This is a genomic window from Streptomyces sp. NPDC007189 (assembly GCF_040703635.1).
GTDB lineage: Bacteria > Actinomycetota > Actinomycetes > Streptomycetales > Streptomycetaceae > Streptomyces.
Genome location: NZ_JBEYEY010000018.1, coordinates 49,601 through 70,124, shown reverse-complemented (window position 1 = coordinate 70,124; position 20,524 = coordinate 49,601). Strand labels below are relative to the sequence as shown.

General features: G+C 72.3%; 20 protein-coding genes. 10 read left to right on the top strand and 10 right to left on the bottom strand.

All coding sequences use genetic code 11. The features are described 5' to 3' along the window. The first annotated feature begins 4 nt into the window (after positions 1-4). Complete coding sequence (locus AB0950_RS31480) at positions 5-1,087, top strand: Zn-dependent alcohol dehydrogenase (protein ID WP_366779929.1); 1,083 nt, start codon at positions 5-7, stop codon at positions 1,085-1,087. A gap of 4 nt (positions 1,088-1,091) precedes the next feature. On the opposite strand, the gene AB0950_RS31475 is transcribed toward AB0950_RS31480, so the two are convergent. The 3 genes from AB0950_RS31475 to AB0950_RS31465 form a co-directional block, all read right to left on the bottom strand. Further along, positions 1,092-2,036: a DMT family transporter gene (locus AB0950_RS31475; RefSeq protein WP_366779962.1), complete on the bottom strand. Its 945-nt coding sequence runs from the start codon at positions 2,034-2,036 to the stop codon at positions 1,092-1,094. A gap of 173 nt (positions 2,037-2,209) precedes the next feature. After that, complete coding sequence (locus AB0950_RS31470) at positions 2,210-2,923, bottom strand: winged helix-turn-helix domain-containing protein (RefSeq protein ID WP_360575492.1); 714 nt, start codon at positions 2,921-2,923, stop codon at positions 2,210-2,212. Positions 2,924-2,963: 40 nt separating this feature from the next. Beyond that, positions 2,964-3,611 carry a TetR/AcrR family transcriptional regulator gene (locus tag AB0950_RS31465; protein ID WP_360159050.1) on the bottom strand — a complete coding sequence of 216 codons (648 nt, stop codon included), beginning with the start codon at positions 3,609-3,611 and terminating at the stop codon, positions 2,964-2,966. Between the two features lie 115 nt (positions 3,612-3,726). Between AB0950_RS31465 and AB0950_RS31460 the strand changes: the two genes are divergently transcribed. The 3 genes from AB0950_RS31460 to AB0950_RS31450 all read left to right on the top strand — a co-directional run bounded on the left by AB0950_RS31460 (position 3,727) and on the right by AB0950_RS31450 (position 5,928). Then, positions 3,727-4,878 carry an acyl-CoA dehydrogenase family protein gene (locus tag AB0950_RS31460; protein ID WP_360575522.1) on the top strand — a complete coding sequence of 384 codons (1,152 nt, stop codon included), beginning with the start codon at positions 3,727-3,729 and terminating at the stop codon, positions 4,876-4,878. A 60-nt stretch (positions 4,879-4,938) separates the two neighbouring features. After that, a complete protein-coding gene (locus AB0950_RS31455) occupies positions 4,939-5,226 on the top strand; it encodes a YiaA/YiaB family inner membrane protein (RefSeq protein ID WP_360575493.1) in 288 nt (95 codons plus the stop codon). Between the two features lie 78 nt (positions 5,227-5,304). Further along, the gene (locus AB0950_RS31450) at positions 5,305-5,928 is read left to right on the top strand and encodes a TetR/AcrR family transcriptional regulator (RefSeq protein ID WP_360159056.1); all 624 of its coding nucleotides are present in this window, start codon (positions 5,305-5,307) and stop codon (positions 5,926-5,928) included. Positions 5,929-5,937: 9 nt separating this feature from the next. Here the strand turns inward: AB0950_RS31450 and AB0950_RS31445 are convergent, their stop codons facing one another. Further along, complete coding sequence (locus AB0950_RS31445; protein WP_360159059.1) at positions 5,938-6,399, bottom strand: MaoC family dehydratase; 462 nt, start codon at positions 6,397-6,399, stop codon at positions 5,938-5,940. 103 nt (positions 6,400-6,502) lie between these two features. Here AB0950_RS31445 and soxR point away from each other — a divergent pair, with 103 nt between their 5' ends. Continuing rightward, the gene (gene soxR, locus AB0950_RS31440; protein ID WP_360159062.1) at positions 6,503-6,961 is read left to right on the top strand and encodes a redox-sensitive transcriptional activator SoxR; all 459 of its coding nucleotides are present in this window, start codon (positions 6,503-6,505) and stop codon (positions 6,959-6,961) included. 265 nt (positions 6,962-7,226) lie between these two features. After that, entirely contained in the window at positions 7,227-7,961 is a 735-nt protein-coding gene (locus AB0950_RS31435; protein ID WP_360159065.1) for a hypothetical protein, read from the top strand. Here the strand turns inward: AB0950_RS31435 and AB0950_RS31430 are convergent. Further along, positions 7,907-8,635, bottom strand: coding sequence for a 3-keto-5-aminohexanoate cleavage protein (locus tag AB0950_RS31430; protein ID WP_360575495.1), 729 nt, complete (start codon positions 8,633-8,635; stop codon positions 7,907-7,909). The genes AB0950_RS31435 and AB0950_RS31430 overlap by 55 nt on opposite strands. Positions 8,636-8,751: 116 nt before the next feature. Beyond that, positions 8,752-9,354, bottom strand: coding sequence for a hypothetical protein (locus AB0950_RS31425; protein ID WP_360159070.1), 603 nt, complete (start codon positions 9,352-9,354; stop codon positions 8,752-8,754). Between the two features lie 219 nt (positions 9,355-9,573). On the opposite strand from AB0950_RS31425, the gene AB0950_RS31420 reads away from it, so the two are divergent. Beyond that, entirely contained in the window at positions 9,574-12,360 is a 2,787-nt protein-coding gene (locus AB0950_RS31420) for a penicillin acylase family protein (RefSeq protein WP_366779928.1), read from the top strand. 18 nt (positions 12,361-12,378) lie between these two features. On the opposite strand, the gene AB0950_RS31415 is transcribed toward AB0950_RS31420, so the two are convergent. Both AB0950_RS31415 and AB0950_RS31410 read right to left on the bottom strand, forming a co-directional pair. Beyond that, positions 12,379-13,683 (bottom strand): serine-threonine protein kinase, encoded by a 1,305-nt coding sequence (locus AB0950_RS31415; RefSeq protein ID WP_366779927.1) that lies wholly within the window; start codon positions 13,681-13,683, stop codon positions 12,379-12,381. A 97-nt stretch (positions 13,684-13,780) separates the two neighbouring features. Then, on the bottom strand, positions 13,781-15,013 hold the full coding sequence (locus AB0950_RS31410) for a DUF1343 domain-containing protein (RefSeq protein ID WP_360575498.1): 1,233 nt from the start codon (positions 15,011-15,013) through the stop codon (positions 13,781-13,783). A 104-nt stretch (positions 15,014-15,117) separates the two neighbouring features. Between AB0950_RS31410 and AB0950_RS31405 the strand changes: the two genes are divergently transcribed. Genes AB0950_RS31405 through AB0950_RS31395 form a run of 3 tightly spaced genes read left to right on the top strand, consistent with a single transcriptional unit; the run spans position 15,118 to position 18,175 of the window. Then, positions 15,118-15,891 carry an SDR family NAD(P)-dependent oxidoreductase gene (locus AB0950_RS31405; RefSeq protein ID WP_366779926.1) on the top strand — a complete coding sequence of 258 codons (774 nt, stop codon included), beginning with the start codon at positions 15,118-15,120 and terminating at the stop codon, positions 15,889-15,891. Next, the gene (locus AB0950_RS31400) at positions 15,888-17,555 is read left to right on the top strand and encodes an AMP-binding protein (protein ID WP_366779925.1); all 1,668 of its coding nucleotides are present in this window, start codon (positions 15,888-15,890) and stop codon (positions 17,553-17,555) included. Before AB0950_RS31405 ends, AB0950_RS31400 begins: the two co-directional genes overlap by 4 nt. 26 nt (positions 17,556-17,581) lie before the next feature. Then, on the top strand, positions 17,582-18,175 hold the full coding sequence (locus AB0950_RS31395) for a TetR/AcrR family transcriptional regulator (protein ID WP_330340979.1): 594 nt from the start codon (positions 17,582-17,584) through the stop codon (positions 18,173-18,175). 55 nt (positions 18,176-18,230) lie between these two features. On the opposite strand, the gene AB0950_RS31390 is transcribed toward AB0950_RS31395, so the two are convergent. After that, complete coding sequence (locus AB0950_RS31390) at positions 18,231-19,445, bottom strand: acyl-CoA dehydrogenase family protein (protein WP_366779924.1); 1,215 nt, start codon at positions 19,443-19,445, stop codon at positions 18,231-18,233. 6 nt (positions 19,446-19,451) lie between these two features. Further along, the gene (locus tag AB0950_RS31385) at positions 19,452-20,474 is read right to left on the bottom strand and encodes a phosphotransferase family protein (protein ID WP_360575501.1); all 1,023 of its coding nucleotides are present in this window, start codon (positions 20,472-20,474) and stop codon (positions 19,452-19,454) included. Positions 20,475-20,524 lie beyond the last annotated feature (50 nt).

The window sequence follows — 20,524 nt, the reverse complement described above, 5'->3', positions numbered from 1 at the left end:
ACCCATGGCCGTACGAGCCGCCGTCCTGCCCGCCATCGGCGCACCCCTGGAGATCACCGGCATCGACCTGCCCGACCCGGGCCCCGGACAGGTCCGCGTCCGCCTCGCCGCCGCCGGGGTCTGCCACTCCGACCTGTCCCTGTCCAACGGCACCATGCGCGTCCCGCTCCCGGCCGTCCTCGGCCACGAGGGCGCCGGAACGGTCGTGGCCGTCGGCGAGGGCGTGGCGCATGTCGCCGAGGGCGACCCCGTCGTCCTCAACTGGGCTCCTTCCTGCGGCAGTTGCCACGCCTGCGCGCTCGGCGAGGTCTGGCTGTGCGCCAACGCCCTGAACGGCGCCGCCGACGTCTACGCCCGCACCGCCGACGGCACCGACCTGCACCCCGGCCTGAACGTCGCCGCGTTCGCCGAGGAGACCGTCGTCGCCGCGTCCTGCGTACTGCCGCTGCCGCAGGGCGTCCCCCTCACCGACGCCGCCCTCCTCGGCTGCGCCGTCCTCACCGGCTACGGCGCCGTCCACCACTCGGCGCGGGTCCGCGAGGGCGAGACGGTGGCCGTGTTCGGCGTCGGCGGGGTCGGCCTCGCCACCCTCCAGTCGGCCCGCATCGCGGGCGCGTCCCGGATCATCGCCGTCGACGTCTCCCCGGAGAAGGAGCACCTGGCCCGCGCGGCCGGCGCCACCGACTACGTCCTCGCCTCCGACAACACCCCCCGGGAGATCCGCGCCCTCACCGGCAAGCAGGGCGTCGACGTCTCCATCGAGTGCGTGGGCCGGGCGGTGTCGATCCGGGCGGCCTGGGAGTCCACCCGCCGGGGCGGCCGTACGACGGTCGTCGGCATCGGCGGCAAGGACCAGGAGGTCACCTTCAACGCCCTGGAGATCTTCCACTGGGGCCGCGCCCTGTCCGGCTGCGTCTACGGCAACAGCGACCCGGCCCGCGACCTGCCGGTGCTCGCCGAGCACGTACGGCAGGGCCGCCTGGACCTGTCCGCGCTCGTCACCGAACGCATCGCCCTCGACGGCATCCCGGCCGCCTTCGAGAACATGCTCGCGGGCAAGGGCGGCCGCGCGCTGGTGGTCTTCTGACGGCTCAGCCGACCTTCTGCGACGGCCCGGGCCGCGGCTCCACACCGGCCGCGACCCGGACCGCCCGCCCGCCACGCGCTCGCGACCGCGACACCGCCACGCCCGCGAGACACAGCACACCGCCGCCCAGCGTCAGCACGCCCGGCACCTCGCCGAGCACCAGCCAGGACATCAGCACCACCAGCGCGGGCACGGCGTACGTCGTCGCGCCCATCCGGCTGGCGGTGGTGCGGGCCAGGGCGTAGGCCCAGGTCGTGAAGGCGAGCGCGGTCGGAAAGACGCCGAGATAGACCATGCCGAGGGTGGCCGGCAGCGGCGCGTGCGCGGCCTGGTGCGCGAGCTGCCCGGCGAACGGCAGACACGCCACCGCCCCGACCAGACACCCGAACGTCGTCACCTGCAGCGCGCTCGCCCGCCCCAGGGCCGGCTTCTGCGCGACGACTCCGGCGGCGTACGCCACCGCGGCGAGCAGGCACAGCACCACCCCGAGCACGGAGGCCCCGCCGCCGCCCGACATCGACAGGCCCACGGTCACCGCACCGGCGAACGACACGCCCATGCCCGCCAGCAGCCGCCGCGGCATCGGATCGCCGAGCAACCGGGCGCCGAGCAGAGCGATCAGCAGCGGGCCGACGTTCACCACGAGGGCCGCGGTGCCGGCGTCCACCTGCTGCTCGCCCCAGTTCAGCACGACCATGTAGAACCCGAACCACAGCAGCCCGGACAGCAGGATCCCGCGCCAGGCCTCCCTGGGCGGCAGCCCCTCCCGGCGCACCGCCCATATCACCCCCAGCGCGAGCACCCCCGACGCCAGCCGCCCGAGGGCCAGCGCGCCGGGGGAGTACTCCTGCCCCGCACTCCGGATCGCCACGAAGGCCGACGCCCAGAGAACGACGGTGACGACGGCCGCGGCGGCGGGCAGCAGGCGGTGGCGTGGGACGGCGTTCATCATGCTCCCGAGGTTAGGCAGGGGACGGTGCACTGGCTGGCGGACATCGGACGGGCAAGCGCCTCGAGGGCGCCGGAGCCGCGGGCCCCGTAAGAGGCGCGGGGAACGGCGCGGGCAACCACCGCGCGCCCGCACCCGGCAGACCACGGAACGACCCGCCCCGGTAGCCGCGCTCAGCACAGCTCTTCCCGCGCGATACCCAGCAGCGCCGACAACTCCCGCTCCCCCGACGGCGTCACCTTCACGGCCCGCTCCGACCCGATCCGCACGCACCACCCCGTGTCCAGCGCATGCCGGCACAGCGCCGCGCCCGCCGCGCCCGCGAGGTGGGGCCGCCGCTCGGTCCAGTCCAGGCACGCACGGGCCAGCGGACGCCGGCCCGAGACCTCGAGCGGGATCCCCACCGCGCCGAACCACTCCAGCCCCGCGTCCGTCAGCGCGAACCCGGTGTCCTGCCGCAGCAGCCCCCGCAGGGTCAGCGCATCGGTGACCGCGATACCGAGCCGCCCCGCGAGATGGTCGTAACAGGTACGGCCCCGGGCCATGGCCGATCCGGCGCTCGACTCACGCAGGCTGCGCGGAGCCCGCCGCCCAGCCGCCGGAGGCACCTGCGCCGCGAGGTCCTCCACGAGCTGCGCCACATGCGCGTCGGCCAGCCGCACATACCGGTGCCGGCCCTGCCGTTCCTCCGCGAGCAGGCCTCCGGCGACCAGCTTGCCCAGATGTTCGCTGAGCGTCGACGCGGCGACCCCGGCGTGCCGGGCCAGCTCGCCGGCGGTCCAGGCCCGCCCGTCGAGCAGCGCCAGCAGGCACGTGGCCCGGGTCTCGTCGGCGATCAGGGAGGCCAGCGCGGCGAGGCCCGCGGCCTGCGGATCCTTGGCGGTCATACGTCCAGCATGCGGCAGGGACACTTCGGCCCGCGCCGCATCATCGCCGCACGCTCTGCCGTACCTGCTCGTACTGCTGCGCCAGCCCGTCCAGCAGTGCCGAAAGACCCGTCTCGAAGGCCCGCTCGTCGATCTTCTCCTGCTGCTCGGCGAGCAGATGGGCCTGGCCGAGATGGGGGTAGTCGGCGGGGTCGTACGCGCTCGCGTCGTCCACGAAGCCCCCGGCGAACGAGCCCAGCGCGGAGCCCATGATGAAGTACCGCATCAGCGCGCCGATGGAGGTCGCCTGGGCCGGCGGCCAGCCGGCGTCGACCATCGCGCCGTACACCGCGTCGGCGAGCCGCAGCGCGGCCGGCCGGCGGCCGGGGCCGCGCGCCAGGACCGGGACGATGTTCGGGTGGTCGCGCAGGGCGGCCCGGTAGGAGACGGCCCAGTCGTGCAGCGCGGTGCGCCAGTCGCGGCCGTCCTCGAACATCGACAGGTCCACCAGGGAGCTGACCGAGTCGGCGACCGCCTCCAGGATCTGGTCCTTGGTGCGGAAGTGGTTGTACAGCGAGGGCCCGCTGACCCCCAGCTCGGCGGCGAGCCGGCGGGTGGAGACGGCCGCCAGTCCCTCCCGGTCCACGAGGTCCCGGGCCGTCTCGACGATCCGGTCGGTGCTGAGGAGGGGCTTGCGCGGTCGGGCCATGGCGCACATAGTAGGGCTGCGGCTGGAAACTAGCAGTGCTAATTTAAATGTACGCCTTTCAAGATCTGTCTCGGATCCCTTCTCCGGATCCTGTCTTCTGTGGGGTGATCGCGTGGTGAACCTGGAGCTGAGCGAGGAGCAGGCCGCCGTACGGCAGCTCGCCCGGGACTTCGTGCAGCGCGAGATCGCCCCGCACGTCGTGGAGTGGGACCGCGCCGAGGAGGTCGACCGGGGCATCGTGAAGAAGCTCGGCGAGGTCGGCTTCCTGGGGCTGACCGTCGACGAGGAGTACGGCGGCTCGGGCGGCGACCATCTCGCGTACTGCCTGGTCACCGAGGAGCTGGGGCGCGGTGACTCCTCGGTGCGCGGGATCGTGTCCGTGTCCCTCGGGCTCGTCGCCAAGACGATCGCCGCCTGGGGCGGTGAGGAGCACAAGCGGCGCTGGCTGCCGGGGCTGACGGCCGGCGAGTACGTCGGCTGCTTCGGCCTGACCGAGCCCGGCACCGGCTCCGACGCGGGCAACCTCGCCACCCGCGCCGTACGCGACGGCGACGCCTACGTCATCAACGGCACCAAGATGTTCATCACCAACGGCACCTGGGCCGACGTCGTCCTGCTGTTCGCCCGCTCCACCGACGCCCCCGGCCACAAGGGCGTCTCCGCCTTCCTCGTGCCCACCGACACGCCCGGCCTGACCCGCCGCACCATCCACGGCAAGCTCGGCCTGCGCGGCCAGGCCACCGCCGAACTCGTCCTCGAAGACGTCCGGGTGCCGGCGTCCGCGATGCTCGGCGAGGAGGGCAAGGGCTTCTCCGTGGCCATGTCCGCGCTGGCCAAGGGGCGGATGTCGGTGGCCGCGGGCTGTGTCGGCATCGCCCAGGCCGCACTGGACGCGGCCGTGCGCTACGCCGGTGAGCGCGAGCAGTTCGGCAAGCCCATCGCCCGGCACCAGCTGGTGCAGGAGCTGATCAGCGACATCGCCGTCGACGTGGACGCCGCCCGGCTGCTCACCTGGCGGGTCGCCGATCTGATCGACCGCGGCCGGCCCTTCGCCGTCGAGGCCTCCAAGGCCAAGCTGTTCGCCTCCGAGGCCGCCGTCCGCGCCGCCAACAACGCCCTGCAGGTCTTCGGCGGCTACGGCTACATCGACGAGTACCCGGCCGGCAAACTCCTGCGCGACGCCCGCGTGATGACCCTCTACGAGGGCACCAGCCAGATCCAGAAGCTGCTCATCGGCCGTGCCCTGACCGGGGTGTCGGCGTTCTGAGTAGCCGGTCTGAGTATCCGTGCGGATGTGGCGCGGGCCACGTCCGCCGATGCTCTTCCCATGAGTGACACACCGGTCAAGCAGCAGAGCACGGCCGCGTTCTACGGCCAGGCCGTCGCCTCCTTCTCCATCGCCCTGGCGGCCACGGCCGTCGGCGTCTACCAGCTGGACACCAGCGCCTGGGTCCGGGGCTTCCTCGCGATCGCGGTCCTGTACCTCGTCACCTCCGCCTTCACCCTCGCCAAGGTGATCCGGGACCGCCAGGAGGCCGGGCAGATCGTCAGCCGCGTCGACCAGGCCCGGCTGGAGAAGCTCCTCGCCGAGCACGACCCCTTCGAGAAGCTCTGATCCGGACAGCCACGCTAAGCGCTCGCTCACCGTCGGCGGTATGGTGGTGCTCCTGTCACCGAGAGGGGCGAGCGAGCGATGAGTACGGCGGAGGAGACGACCGGCGGCGAAGTGGAGCCGTGGGAAGAGGTCACCCCGGACGCGGCCCGGCGGCTGCTCGTCGCCGCCGTGGAGGCCTTCGCCGAGCGCGGCTACCACGCGACGACCACCCGCGACATCGCGGGCCGCGCCGGCATGAGCCCGGCCGCGCTCTACATCCACTACAAGACCAAGGAAGAACTGCTCCACCGGATCAGCCGGATCGGCCACGACAAGGCCCTCGACATCCTGCGCACGGCCGCACGGCGGGAGGGCACCGCGACCGAGCGGCTGGCCGACGCGGTCAGCTCCTTCGTCCGCTGGCACGCGGGGCGGCGCACCACCGCGCGGGTCGTGCAGTACGAGCTCGACGCGCTCGGCCCCGAGGCGCGCGCGGAGATCGTCGCGCTGCGCCGGCAGGTCGACGCCGAGGTGCGCGGGATCATCGAGGACGGCGTCGCCTCGGGCGAGTTCGACGTGCTGGACGTCCAGGGCACCACGCTCGCCGTGCTGTCGCTGTGCATCGACGTGGCCCGCTGGTTCAGCGTGAACGGCCCGTTCACCCCCGAGGAGGTCGGCGCGCTCTACGCCGACCTCGTACTCCGGATGGTCGGGGCGAAGTAGCCCGGGCGGCTACAGGTAGTACCGGGACACCGACTCCGCGACGCACGCCGGCTTGTCGCCGCCCTCGCGCTCCACGGTGAAGGCGACGCTCACCTGCACGCCGCCGGTGACGTCCTCCACGCCGGTGATCTTCGCGGTGGCGCGCAGCCGGGAGCCGACCGGGACGGGGGAGGGGAAGCGCACCTTGTTGGTGCCGTAGTTCACGCCCATCTTCACGCCCTCGACCCGGATCAGCTGCGGTCCGAAGAGCGGCAGCAGCGAGAGGGTCAGGTAGCCGTGGGCGATGGTCGTCTTGAACGGTCCCGCGGCGGCCTTCTCCGGGTCGACGTGGATCCACTGGTGGTCGCCGGTGGCCTCGGCGAACAGGTCGATGCGCTTCTGGTCGACCTCCAGCCAGTCGGTGTACCCCAGCTGCTCGCCGACAGCGGCCTTCAGCTCGTCGGGGGAGGTGAAGGTCCTCGGTTCTGCCATGTCCCGGCCTCTCGCTCGCGTCTCGCTCATGCTCTAAGCAACTGCTTAGCATGGTCGGGTGCGGGGCCTCTGTCAACGGCACGCTGCCGCTAGGCTCTCAGGGGTGCCGCAGATTCCCGAGAAGATCCATGAGCTGACCGTCGGGCAGTTGTCCGCGCGCAGCGGCGCCGCGGTGTCCGCGCTGCACTTCTACGAGTCCAAAGGCCTGATCAGCAGCCGCCGCACAGCCGGCAACCAGCGCCGGTACAGCCGCGACACCCTGCGCAGGGTCGCCTTCGTCCGGGCCGCCCAGCGGGTCGGCATCCCGCTGGCCACGATCCGCGACGCGCTGGCGGAACTGCCGGAGGAGCGGACGCCGACGCGGGAGGACTGGGCGCGGCTGTCCGAGAAGTGGCGCTCGGAACTCGACGAACGCATCAGGCAGCTGAACCGCCTGCGCGACCATCTGACCGACTGCATCGGCTGCGGATGCCTTTCCCTGGAGAACTGCGTCCTGTCCAACCCGGACGACGTCTTCGGCGAGCGGCTGACCGGCTCGCGACTGCTGGCCGAGGGACGGTGAGGCTCGGCTACGGGAGAGGGGGTCCTGTGGCCTGCCGACTGCCGGTCCGTCGTGGCTGATCGCGCAGTTCCCCGCGCCCCTTCGGGGCGCTGCCGGCCACAGCGCCGCGCGACCGGTCACTCGTACTCGGTGCCACCGTTGCGCGCCGTACGGCCCCGCGTCCTCGGCCGAAGATGCCGACGCGCCGGTGTGCGCCGCTGGTAGCGTCGTCCTCTTCGGCCGGCGGCGACGCCGGGCACGGAGTAGCGAACGGGGCCCGACTCCCATGCAGCACCCCGCACTTGCCGCCGCCCTCGCGGACATCGACACCGTCTTCAACGGCTTCGCCAGCCCCGCCGAGACCGGCTGCGAGCGCTGTTTCGCACCGGAGGAGACCGCGTATCTGCGCACGCCGTACACCCGTCTCCCGCCCGGCCTGCTGAGCCGCTTCCTGCGCAAGACGCCGGACCACTTCGAGGACCACGCCGCCGTCATGCGGCGCCTGCTGCCCCAGTGCGCGCACGCGATGGCGGACGGCACCCTCGACGACATCGGCTGGGCGCCGCACGGGCTGAGCCGGGTGGACTGGCGCTCCTGGCCGGCCGAGCAGGCCGCGGCCGTCGAGGCGTTCGTGCTCGCCTGGTGGCAGGACGTGCTCGCCACGCCCGAGCCGCCGTACAGCGCCCACGACATCTTCGAGACCTGTGTCTCCATCCTGCGCGCCATGACCCCGCTGCTCGAGCGCTGGCCGGACGGTCCGGTCGCCGACGCGCATCTCGTGGACTGCGCCCGGAGCTGGCTGTACGACCTGGTCAACGACGACTGGCCGTTCACCTGGTGGACCCCGGACGACAAGGCCGCCGCTGTCGCCGGACTTCAGGCCTGGCTCGCACGGCACGGTCCCGAGCGGCTGATCGGCCAGGGGGAGACGGACCTGGCGATCCGCGCCCGGCTCGTCGGGCTGCCCTACGACGAGCGCTGGAACGACCCGTACTGGAGCAGCCCCTCGGCGACCAGTTGAGCGTTGCCGGACGCCCGTCGGCCGTCCGGCAGGAACAGGGTGTCCTCCAGGCCGATCCGGGTGGCCAGGCCCAGCCGGGCGGCCAGCCGCAGCACCGGCCAGGTGCCGCCCTCCTCGCCGTGCAGCAGCACCGGGCGGCCGTGCGCCGGGCCCAGGCCGGCGAGGAGTGAGCGCGCCGAGTCCTCGGCGGTCGCCGGGTCGGGGTCGGTCACCTCGGCCAGTACGCGCAGCACCCTCGGCCCGAGGGGTGAGGCCGCGAAGCGGGCCGCGCCGTCGGTGCCGGACCAGATGCCCGCCTCGACGCCCACGCCCAGGGCGAGGAGTTGTCCGGCGACCGCTTCGGCGCCCGGCTCATGCCAGTTGACCGAGGTGAAGTCGGGCAGCACGGACCAGCTGCGCACCCGGGCGAGACGGACCGCGGGATCGGGCTCCGCCCAGGCGCCCGTGGTCACGCCGACCGGCACCCGCACCCGGGACCCTATCGCCTCCAGGGTCGCGGCGAGGACGCGCGGGGAGAGGCTGTCCCGCCCGCACGGCGTCTTCGGATGGACGTGCACCTGCGTGGCCCCGGCCGCCACGGCCTGTGCCGCCGCACGGGCCAACTCCTCGGGCGTCAACGGCAGCACCGCGCCCTCGGCGGCCGAACGGCTTCCGTTGAGACACACCTGCACCATGCCCCGATGGTGCAGGTCGGCACCGACAACGGGCCGGGTCGCCGACAGCGCAGGGGGCGCGGCACCCCCTGCACGCCCCCCTTGGAAAAGCCCCCCGTTGACCAGCGGCCCGGTGCTCAGGCCGACATCAGCAGTGCCCCCCGGCGGGCGGACTCCAGTGCCCGCGGTGTGAGGACCGGGCGCGGCACGAGGATGCCGCAGTCGGTGCAGACCGGGCCGGAGGACGGCTCGTGGTCCAGGCCGTACCGCCAGACCAGGCGGTCGCCGCCGCACACCGGGCAGCACGAGCCCGGTTCCCGGTTCAGCGCGGCGATCAGCCGGCGCAGCACCTCCGCCAACGGCTCGTGCGGGTGGACCCGCGGGTCGTCGCACCAGGCGACGCCGAAGCCGCCCCAGGTCAGCCGGTGCCAGTCGTCCACGCTGCCCGGCCGGCGCAGCCCGTCGTGCTTCTCCTTCCTGCGCCGCTCGGTGAAGTCGGTCTCGTAGGCGAGCCAGACGGACCGGGCCTCCTCCAGCTCCTCCAGTGCGGCCACGAGCCGCGCCGGGTCGGGGGAGCGGTCCTCGGGCCCGAAGCCCGCCCGGGAGCACAGATGGTCCCAGGTCGCCCGATGGCCGTAAGGGGCGAACTTCTCAAGGCACTTGCGCAGTGAGTACCGCCGCAGCGCCAGATCGCAGCGCGGATCTCGTACTTGTCTCGCCAGACTCCGGAAACCTGCCATCGCCCTGCACCTCCGTCACACCTGCACCTGTACTTCGGTCACTTCGGCGTCGTCGCACGGACGTCGCCGAATAGACGTATCGACAGGCGATTCGGCTCCATCTCTTCCTTGGTCTTCTCGTGCGTTCTGCTTGCGGACTCCGGAAAGTGACGCATGTTCATCTTTAAAGCTGGGGATACCGGCGGTAACGTTCGGCCACCTCTGTCGCTAGGAGCTGCCATGCCACGGCGAACCCCACGGACCACCCTTGACAGACTGAGAACGTCCCGCCGCTTCCCCGGGTTCCTGAAGACGGCGTCCATATGCGTTCTCGTCGCCGGACTTCTCTCCCCCCTCACCCAGCAGGCGGCCGCCGCCACCGCCGCCGCCCCGAACGACTACTGCGGCGGCCAGTGCTCCGACATCCTGCCGCCCGGCGAGAACGGCAACGCCACCCTCGCCCAGATCCTGCTCAACCAGGCCTTCGGCACCCAGCCCTCGCACGCCGAGGACCAGCTGGGCCCGTACGCCAACCTGGCCACCGGCTACTCGGGCCTGACCGACTCGACCGTCAACACCTTCTTCAACGACGCCTCCTTCGGCGTCCCCTCCGACCAGGTCGCCTCCAGCGAGAAGCCCGGCGGACGCGGCGACGTCACGATCGTCCGGGACAAGAAGAGCGGTGTGCCGCACATCACCGGCACCACCCGGTACGGCACCGAGTACGGCGCCGGGTACGCGGCGGCCGAGGACCGGCTGTGGCTGATGGACGTCTTCCGGCACGTCGGCCGCGGCCAGCTGACCTCCTTCGCCGGCGGCGCCGCCGCCAACCAGGGCCTGGAGCAGCAGTTCTACCGCAACGCCCCCTACACCGAGGCCGACCTCCAGGCGCAGATCGACAAGGCCGTGGCCGACAACGGCGCCCGCGGTCAGCAGGCCCTCGCCGACGTCAAGGCCTACCTCGACGGCGTCAACGCCTACATCGACGCCTCCGACAGCGGCCGCTACTTCCCCGGCGAGTACGTCCTGACCGGCCACAAGGACGCGATCACCAACGCCGGCACCATCGAGCACTTCAAGGTCACCGACCTCGTGGCGCTGGCCTCCGTCATCGGCTCCCTCTTCGGCTCCGGCGGGGGCGGTGAGGTGAACAACGCCCTCTCCCTGCTCGCCGCCCAGCAGAAGTACGGCGTCGAGGAGGGCACCAAGGTCTGGGAGTCCTTCCGCGAGCGCAACGACCCCGAGGCCGTCCTGACCGTCCACGACGGCCAGAGCTTCCCGTACGGCGGCAAACCCGCCGACGCCAAGGGCGAGGCGCTGCCCGACGCCGGCTCGGTCACCCAGGAACCGCTGGTCTACGACCGTACGGGCAGCGCGACCACCACCGCCGCCAAGAACGCCTCGGCCACCGCGGCGAAGACCACGCTCGGCTCGGCCCGGCGCGGCATGTCCAACGCGCTCGTCGTGAGCGGCAAGTACACCGCGAGCGGCCACCCGATCGCCGTCTTCGGGCCGCAGACCGGCTACTTCGCGCCGCAGCTGCTCATGCTCCAGGAGATCCAGGGCCCCGGCATCAGCGCCCGCGGCGCCTCCTTCGCCGGCCTGAGCATGTACGTCGAACTCGGCCGCGGCCAGGACTACTCCTGGAGCGCGACCACCTCGGGCCAGGACATCATCGACACCTACGCCGTCGAACTGTGCCAGGACGACCACCACTACCTGTACCACGGCGCCTGTACGGCCATGGACGAGGTCGAGCAGAAGAACTCCTGGTCGCCGACCACGGCCGACAGCACCCCCGCGGGGTCGTACACCATGCGGGTGTGGCGGACGAAGTACGGCCCGGTGGAGTACCGGGCGACCGTCGGCGGCAAGAAGGTCGCCTACACCACCCTGCGCTCGTCCTATCTGCACGAGGCCGACTCGATCATCGGCTTCCAGATGCTGAACGACCCCGGCTTCGTCAAGGGCCCCCAGGACTTCCAGGCCGCGGCCCAGCACATCAACTTCACCTTCAACTGGTTCTACGCCGACTCCCAGCACACCGCGTACTACAACAGCGGTGACAACCCGGTCCGGGCGTCCGGTGTCGACGCGGAGTTCCCGGTCTGGGCGCTGCCGGCGTACGAGTGGCGGAACTGGGACCCGGCCACCAACACCGCCGACTACACCCCGGCCTCCGCCCACCCGGGCTCGGTCGACCAGGACTACTACGTCTCCTGGAACAACAAGCAGGCCAAGGACTACACGACCGCGTCCTGGGGCGACGGGTCCGTGCACCGCGGCAACCTGCTCGAGGACCGGGTGAAGAAGCTGGTCGCGGCCGGCGGGGTGACCCGCACCAAGCTGGTGCAGGCCATGGCCGACGCGGCCCTCGCCGACCTGCGCGCCGAGGACGTGCTGCCGAAGCTGCTGAAGGTGATCGACTCCTCCACGGTGACCGACTCCACGGCCGCCGCGGCGGTCGCCAAGCTGAAGGCGTGGGTGAACGCGGGCGCCAAGCGCACGGAGACGTCCGCCGGTTCGCACACCTACGCCGACGCCGACGCGATCCGCATCCTGGACGCCTGGTGGCCGCTGCTGGTCAAGGCGGAGTTCGAACCGGGCCTCGGCAGCGATCTGTACAACGCCTTCACGAACAACCTGTCCGTCGACGAGGCGCCGTCCGCCGGACACGGCCCGACCGGCTCGCACGCGGGAAGCTCCTTCCAGTACGGCTGGTGGAGCTATGTCGACAAGGACATCCGGGCGGTGCTCGGGGAGAACGTGCGGGGCGGCCTCACCGAGAAGTACTGCGGCGGCGGCAGCCTCAGCGCCTGCCGGGACATGCTGATCAGCACCCTGGACCAGGCGGCCGGGATGACCGCCGCGCAGGTCTACCCGGGCGACGACCAGTGCTCGGCCGGCGACCAGTGGTGCGCCGACTCCATCGTCCAGCGCACCCTGGGCGGCATCAAACACGGCAAGATCAGCTGGCAGAACCGGCCGACGTTCCAGCAGGTCGTGGAGTACACGTCGCACCGGTGAGGTGACGCGGGCGGCGGGTCATGCGATGCGGCCCGCCGCCAGTATCACCCGGGCCAGTTCGGGGTGCAGGATGTCGCTGTGCGCGCCGGGCGGTGGGCCGCCGCGGCGGACGACCGCGGCCGCGTCGACGTTGGCGCAGCCTCTCGCGGGCAGGCCGCCGGCCAGGGCTGCCGCGAGGTCGAGCCGGGCGGTCCCCGGTACCGCCTGCACCCCGTCGTGTCCCATCGCGCCCCACTGAGGTCCCAGCACGGCGGCGATCTCGTGGCCGAGGCACGAGCGGTCGTCCCCGGCCAGCCGGGAAGCCAGCGGATAGAACGTGCCGAGCGCCGTGTCGAAGTGCGAGTAGCAGCACACCAGCGGGCCGTCGATCCGCCGCTGCCGGTCCTTGAGCGCCCCCGCCTTGTGCGGGGCCTGCGGCAGCCGGTCCGCGAAGGCGTAGTGCGAGAAGGCGCCCTGGAGCAGGGTCACGGACTTCACCGTGCCCACCCCGTCGGGCAGCCCGAGCAGCGCGAACGACACCAGCCGCCCGCCGAAGCTGTGCCCGGCCAGATGCACCCGCACCCCGGGCGCCGCGTGCGCCAACTGCCCGAGCACCGGCCCGAGTCCGTGCGCGCCGACCGTGCCGGCCCGCCGTTTCATCGTGTAGTACGTGGCCTGCCGCAGCAGTTCCTTGGCGCCGTCCCAGGGGTTCGGAAGGCTGAAGCCCTCGCCCGGCGCGCCGGGTGAGCCGGCTGCCGCGAGCGCGTCGGCGAACTCGGCGCAGGCGGTCGCCGGGTCACCGGTGAACACGGTCGGCTCGCCGTCCTCGTCCGTGTCGGCCGTGCCCTGCCGCCGCCCGTCCTCCACCAGCAGCCCCGCCAGCCGCCCGAACTCCGTCAACGCGCCGGTGCCGGCGGGCCGTTCGTCCAGCATCCGGGCCAGCCGGTCGATCACGGACGCCCGGCCGGGGAAGGCCGCGAGCAGGGCGCGCCGGGTGTCCTTGTCCAGCGCGGGACCGGGAGCCGCCTGGGCCTCCGTGGCGGCCACGGAGCGCGGGAAGTCGGGGATCGGCTCGTCGCTGAACCGCATCGACGGCCAGATCACCCCGACGTACCCGAGCCGGGCCCGGGGCGCGAGCGCGGGGACCGGCGCGAAGAAGCTCCGGTACAGCGCGGTCGCGCCCGAGCGGTCGTTGTTCCAGCCGTGGGCGAAGACGATCAGGTCACGGACGCCCCGCGCCGTGACCTGCGCCACCAGCCGGTCGCGTTCGGGGCCGTCCACGTCCCCGTCCGCGTCGAAGGTCAGCTCCCAGTAGGGAGTCACGCTCATCCCAGGATCCGCCATGCCAGGCTCCCTCGTCCCCCCGGAAACGATGCGTTACGGGCGTATCGTCCTGCGCGGGGGCGAAGTTGGCCATACAGTGCGGCTCATCCGGTGCGGCTCACCTGTACAGCAGGTATTGCCTGCGGATCCGCCGGAACGCGGCCAGCTCCTCCTGCCAGGCGCCGACCACCTCGTCCGTGCCGGCGCCCGCGTCGATCATCGTGCGCACCCGGGTGGAGCCGGTGAGCTTGTCGATCCAGTCGTCCGACCGCCAGGCGAAGCCGTCCCAGACCTTCCTGGCGGTCACCAGCAGCGCGATCCCGGTGCGTACGGGGTCGTAGGCGGCCCGGTCGTGGACGTGGATCTGCACCCCGCCGACCGTCTTGCCCTGGAACTTGGAGAAGGTGGGCGCGAAGTACGCCTCGCGGAACCGCACGCCGGGCAGCGCGAGTTCGTTGACGGCGGCGGCCCAGCGGCCGTCGATGCCCTCGGCGCCGAGCAGTTCGAACGGTCTGGTGGTGCCCCGGCCCTCGGAGACGTTGGTGCCCTCGAACATGCAGGTGCCGGAGTAGACGAGCGCCGTGTCCGGGGTCGGCATGTTCGGGCTCGGCGGCACCCAGGGCAGCGCGGCGGTGTCGTACCAGTCCGAGCGCTTCCAGCCGGTCATCAGGACCGTGTCCAGCTCGACCGGCCTGCTCAGGAACTCCCCGTTGAACAGCCGCGCCAGCTCGGCGACGGTCATGCCGTGGGCCTGCGCGATCGGCTGCCGGCCGACGAACGTGGCGAACTCCTTGTGCAGCACCGGCCCGAGGGCCTGGCGGCCGGTCACCGGATTGGGCCGGTCCAGGACGACGAACCGCTTGCCCGCGAGCTGCGCGGCCTCCATGCAGTCGTACAGCGTCCAGATGTAGGTGTAGAAGCGGGCGCCGACGTCCTGGATGTCGAAGACGACCGTGTCGACGCCGGCGGCGGTGAAGACGTCGGCGAGCTGCTGTCCGCTCTTGAGGTACGTGTCGTAGACGGGCAGGCCGGTCGCCGGGTCGTCGTAGCGGCCCTCGGAGCCGCCGGCCTGCGCGGTGCCGCGGAAGCCGTGCTCCGGGCCGAAGACGGCGGTCAGCCGCACGCGGGGATCGGCGTGCATGACGTCGACGATGTGCCGGACGTCGCGGGTGACCCCGGTGGGGTTGGTGACGATGCCGACGCGCGCGCCCTTCAGCAGGGCGTAGCCGTCGGCCGCGAGCCGCTCGAACCCCGTGTGCGGTTCGTCACGGTGGCCGGGCGTGGCGGGAAGGGATGCGGGAAGTGCTGCCACGGTTGCCGATGCGAGGAGGTTCCGTCTGGACAGATGCATGGCTAGAGGTTGAGGCAGTGGGCCTTCCTTCACACATACCGACCGGTTAGTCTCGCTCGAGCAGAGCCGATGCGCGCCGCGCTGAGTCGTGTCGAAGGAGACCGATGGTGGAATCCGTGCAGGATGCGGGAGTGGTCGTCACCGGGGCCGGCGGAGGGATCGGCGCCGCGCTGGCCCGGCGGTTCGCCGCCGAGGGCGCCCGCGTGGTCGTGAACGACCTGGACGGCGACAAGGCCAAGGCGGTCGCCGAGGAGATCGGCGGGATCGCCGTGCCCGGTGACGCCTCCGCGAGCGTCGGCGACGCCCGCGACGCGCTCGGCGGCGCCGTCGACGTCTACTGCGCCAACGCCGGCGTCGCCTTCGAGGACGGCGGCGCGGACGGCCTGCTCGACGAGAGGTCCTGGGCGGTCTCCTGGGACGTCAACGTGATGGCGCACGTCCGCGCCGCCCACGAGCTGCTGCCGGACTGGCTGGAGCGCGGCGCCGGGCGGTTCGTGTCCACCGTGTCGGCGGCCGGGCTGCTCACCATGATCGGCGCGCCCTCCTACAGCGTCACCAAGCACGGCGCCTACGCCTTCGCCGAGTGGCTGTCGCTGACCTACCGCCACCGGGGCCTGAAGGTGCACGCGATCTGCCCGCAGGGCGTGCGCACCGACATGCTGGCCGCCACCGGCAGCGCCGGCGACCTGGTGCTGCGGCCGAACGCGATCGAACCGGACGCCGTCGCCGACGCCCTGTTGCGGGGCATCGAGGAGGACCGCTTCCTGATCCTGCCGCACCCCGAGGTCGCCGGGTACTACGCGGCGCGGGCCACCGCCCCCGACCGCTGGCTGGCCGGCATGAACCGCGTCCAGCGCACGTGGGAGGAGTCCCGGTGACCGCCTCCCGGTACGCGGCGCGCCCCTGGCTCGCCCTGCTCGACGACGCCCAGCGCGCCCCGATCGACCCCGCCGACTCGCTGGTGCACGCCCTGCGGACCGCCGTCGCCGAGGCGCCCGAGCGCACCTTCCTCGCCTACTTCGACGCCCGGCTGAGCTACCGCGAGGTGGACGAGCTGAGCGACTCCGTCGCCGCCCACCTCGCCGCGCGCGGCCTGGAGCGCGGCGACCGGGTGGCCGTGCTGCTGCAGAACTCCCCGCACTTCGTGCTCGCCGTCCTCGGCGCCTGGAAGGCCGGCGCGACCGTCGTCCCGGTCAACCCCATGTACAAGTCGGGCGAGATGGGGCACATCCTGCACGACGCCGAGGTGACCGGGCTGATCTGCTCCGACCGGGCCTGGGAGGCGTACCTCAGGAAGACCGCCGCCGACTCGCCGGTGCGGATCGTGCTCACCGCGACCGAGCGGGATTTCCAGACCCGCGACGACGCGCGCGTGCTCGGTTTCGAGCACCTGCCCCAGGCTCCGGACGCCGACGACCTCGTGGCCGTCGCCCGGCAGGGCGGCACGGCACCGGAGGGCCGCGACCCGCGCCCCGGCGACATCGCGCTGATCAGCTACACCTCCGGTACGAGCGGCACGCCGAAGGGCGCCACCAACACGCACGGCAACATCATGCACAACGCCGAGCGGCAGCGGACCGGGCTTGCGCTGCCCGAGGCGCCCGTCTACTACGCGCTCGCCCCGCTGTTCCACATCACCGGCATGGTGTGCCAGTTCGGCGCCTGCCTGAACAGCGCCGGCACCCTGGTGCTCACCTACCGCTTCGAGCCCGGAGTGGTCCTGGAGGCCTTCGCCGAGCACCACCCGCACTACACGGTCGGACCGTCCACCGCGTTCATGGCGCTGGCCGCCCGCCCGGACGCCACCCCCGAGCACTTCGCCTCCTTCGTCAACATCTCCTCCGGCGGCGCGCCCGTGCCCCCGGCCCTGGTGGAGACGTTCCGCGAGCGCTTCGGGCCGTACATCCGGGTCGGCTACGGCCTCACCGAGTGCACCGCGCCCTGCGCCTCGGTCCCGCCCGGCCTGGAGGCGCCCGTGGACCCCGTCTCCGGGACGCTGTCGGTGGGCCTGCCCGGCGCCGACACGATCGTCCGGATCGTGGACGAGCGCGGCGAGGAGGTGCCCTTCGGGGAGCAGGGCGAGATCGTCGTACGCGGGCCGCAGGTGGTCCCCGGCTACTGGCGGCGCCCGGACGCCACCGCCGAGTCCTTCCCGGACGGCGAGCTGCGCACCGGCGACATCGGCTTCATGGACGAGCAGGGCTGGCTCTACGTCGTCGACCGCAAGAAGGACATGATCAACGCCTCTGGCTTCAAGGTGTGGCCCCGCGAGGTCGAGGACGTGCTCTACACCCACCCGGCGGTGCGCGAGGCGGCCGTCGTCGGCGTCCCGGACGGCTACCGTGGCGAGACCGTGCGGGCGTACATCAGCCTGCGTCCGGGCGCCGGGGCGACCCCGGACGAACTCGCGGCGTACTGCAAGGAGAGACTGGCCGCCTACAAATACCCGCGTCAGGTGGAGATCCTGCCCGACCTGCCCAAGACGGCGAGTGGCAAGATCCTCCGTCGGGAACTGCGTTCCCGGGCGCAGGACATTCGGTAAGCATCACGGAAAGGCAGGTGGCGGCAGTGCCCAGGACGACGGACGGAGACGGGACCCCCGTTCCGCAGCGGCTGCTGGCCGCCGCCACCCGGCTCTTCGCGGAGCAGGGCTACGACCGCACCTCCGTGCAGGAGATCGTGGAGGCGGCCGGCGTCACCAAGGGGGCGCTGTACCACTACTTCGGTTCCAAGGACGACCTCCTGCACGAGGTGTACGCGCGCGTGCTGCGCATCCAGCAGGAACGGCTCGACCACTTCGCCGGCATGGACGCGCCGGTGGAGGAACGGCTCAGAGCCGCCGCGGCGGACGTGGTCGTCACGACGATCGACAACCTCGACGACGCGTCGATCTTCTTCCGGTCCATGCACCACCTCAGCCCGGAGAAGAACAAGCAGGTGCGCGCCGAGCGCCGGCGCTACCACGAACGCTTCCGCGCGCTGATCGAGGAGGGCCAGAAGGCGGGCGTCTTCTCCACGGCGACCCCGGCCGACCTGGTGGTGGACTACCACTTCGGCTCCGTCCACCACCTGTCCACCTGGTACCGCCCGGACGGCCCCCTCACCCCGCAGCAGGTCGCCGACCACCTCGCCGACCTGCTGCTGCGGGCGCTGCGCCCGTGACCGCGCACGCGTGAGGGGCGGCTCCCCAGGGGAGCCGCCCCTCGCCTGTGCGCCCTTACAGGTACTTCTTCAGCTCCCGCCGGGCCAGCGAGCGCTGGTGCACCTCGTCCGGGCCGTCCGCCAGCATCAGGGTGCGGGCGCCGGCGTACAGCTCGGCCAGCGGGAAGTCCTGGCTCACCCCGCCCGCGCCGTGCAGCTGGATAGCCCGGTCCAGGATGCCGACCACCGCGCGCGGGGTCGCGATCTTGATGGCCTGGATCTCGGTGTGGGCGCCCTTGTTGCCGACGGTGTCCATCAGCCAGGCCGTCTTCAGCACCAGCAGCCTGAGCTGCTCCACCGTCACCCGGGCGTCCGCGATCCAGTTCTGGACCACACCCTGCTGGGCCAGCGCCTTGCCGAACGCCGTACGGGACGCGGCCCGCCGGCACATCAGCTCGATCGCCCGCTCGGCCATGCCGATCAGCCGCATGCAGTGGTGGATCCGGCCGGGGCCGAGCCGGGCCTGGGCGATGGCGAAGCCGCCGCCCTCCTCGCCGATCAGGTTGGTGACCGGCACGCGCGCGTGGTCGAAGACGACCTCGGCGTGGCCGCCGTGCGAGTGGTCCTCGTAGCCGAAGACCTGCATGGCGCGCCTGACGGTGACGCCCGGCGTGTCGCGCGGCACCAGGACCATGGACTGCTGGCGGCGGATGTCGGCGCCGTCCGGGTCCGTCTTGCCCATCACGATGAAGATCGCGCAGTCGGGGTTCATCGCGCCGGAGATGTACCACTTGCGGCCGGTGATGACGTACTCGTCGCCGTCCCGCTCGATGTGCGTGGTGATGTTGGTGGCGTCCGAGGAGGCCACCTCCGGCTCGGTCATCGCGAACGCCGAGCGGATCTCGCCCGCCAGCAGCGGCTCCAGCCACTGCTTCTTCTGCCGCTCGTCGCCGAACTGCGCCAGCACCTCCATGTTCCCGGTGTCGGGAGCCGCGCAGTTGGTCGCGGTGGGCGCCAGATGCGGGGAGCGGCCGGTGATCTCCGCGAGCGGGGCGTACTGGAGGTTGGTGAGTCCCGCGCCGTGCTCGGCGTCGGGCAGGAAGAGGTTCCACAGGCCCTGCCTGCGGGCCTCGGCCTTCAGCTCCTCGACCACGGCCGGGGTGTCCCACGGCGAGGCCAGCGCGGCCCGCTGCTCCTCCGCCACCGGCTCGGCGGGGTAGACGTACTCGTCCATGAAGGCGAGCAGCTTGGCGCGCAGCTCCTCGGTGCGCGCGTCGAACGCGAAGTCCATGACTGGTCAGCCTTCCTGAAGAGTGGTCAGTCCGTGGTCGATGAAGACGGGCACGAGGTCCCCGATCCGGTCGAAGCCGCGTCCGACCGTCTGGCCGAGGGTGTACCGGTAGTGGATGCCCTCGAGGATCACGGCGAGCTTGAACCAGGCGAACGCCTCGTACCAGGAGACGGCCGAGACGTCGCGGCCCGAGCGCTCGGCGTACCGCTGGACCAGCTCCTCGGGAGAGGGGTGTCCGGGCGCCTCGGCGGTGGTGGAGACGGGGGAGTGGGGCATGCCCAGCGGCCGGCTGTACATCACCAGCAGGCCCAGGTCGGTGAGCGGGTCGCCGAGGGTGGACATCTCCCAGTCGAGGATCGCGTTGATCCGGTCGTCCGCGCCGATGAGGACGTTGTCGAGCCGGTAGTCGCCGTGCACGACGGCGGGGGCGGGCGACCGCGGCAGCTCCCGGCCCAGGGCCGCGTGCAGTTCGTCGATGCCGGCCAGCTCGCGGTTGCGGGAGGCGTCCAGCTGCTTGCCCCAGCGGCGCAGCTGCCGGTCCAGGAAGCCCTCCGGGCGGCCGAAGTCCGCGAGGCCCACCTCGGCGGGGTCCACCGCGTGCAGCTCGACCAGCGTGTCCACCAGGGACAGCACCGCGTTCCGGGTGCGCTCGGCGCCCAGCGGGGCGAGCTGCTGAGCCGTGCGGTAGGGGGTGCCCTCGACGAACTCCATGACGTAGAACGGCGCTCCGAGCACGTCCTCGTCCTCGCACAGCAGCACCGCGCGCGGGACCGGCACGTTCGTCGGGTGCAGGGCGTCGATCACGCGGTGCTCGCGCCGCATGTCGTGCGCGGTGGCCAGGACATGGCCGAGCGGGGGCCGTCGTACGACCCACCGGGAGGCGCCGTCGGAGACCGCGTAGGTGAGGTTCGACCGTCCGCCCTCGATCAGCCGGCCGGTCAGGGGGCCGGTCACCAGACCGGGGCGCTCGCGGTCGAGCTGGGCGCGCAGCCGGTCCAGGTCGAGTCCGGGCGGGTGGTCGGCGCTCATACATCACTCCTACGACGGGTGAACACGATGCCCCTCATGATGCCGACCGG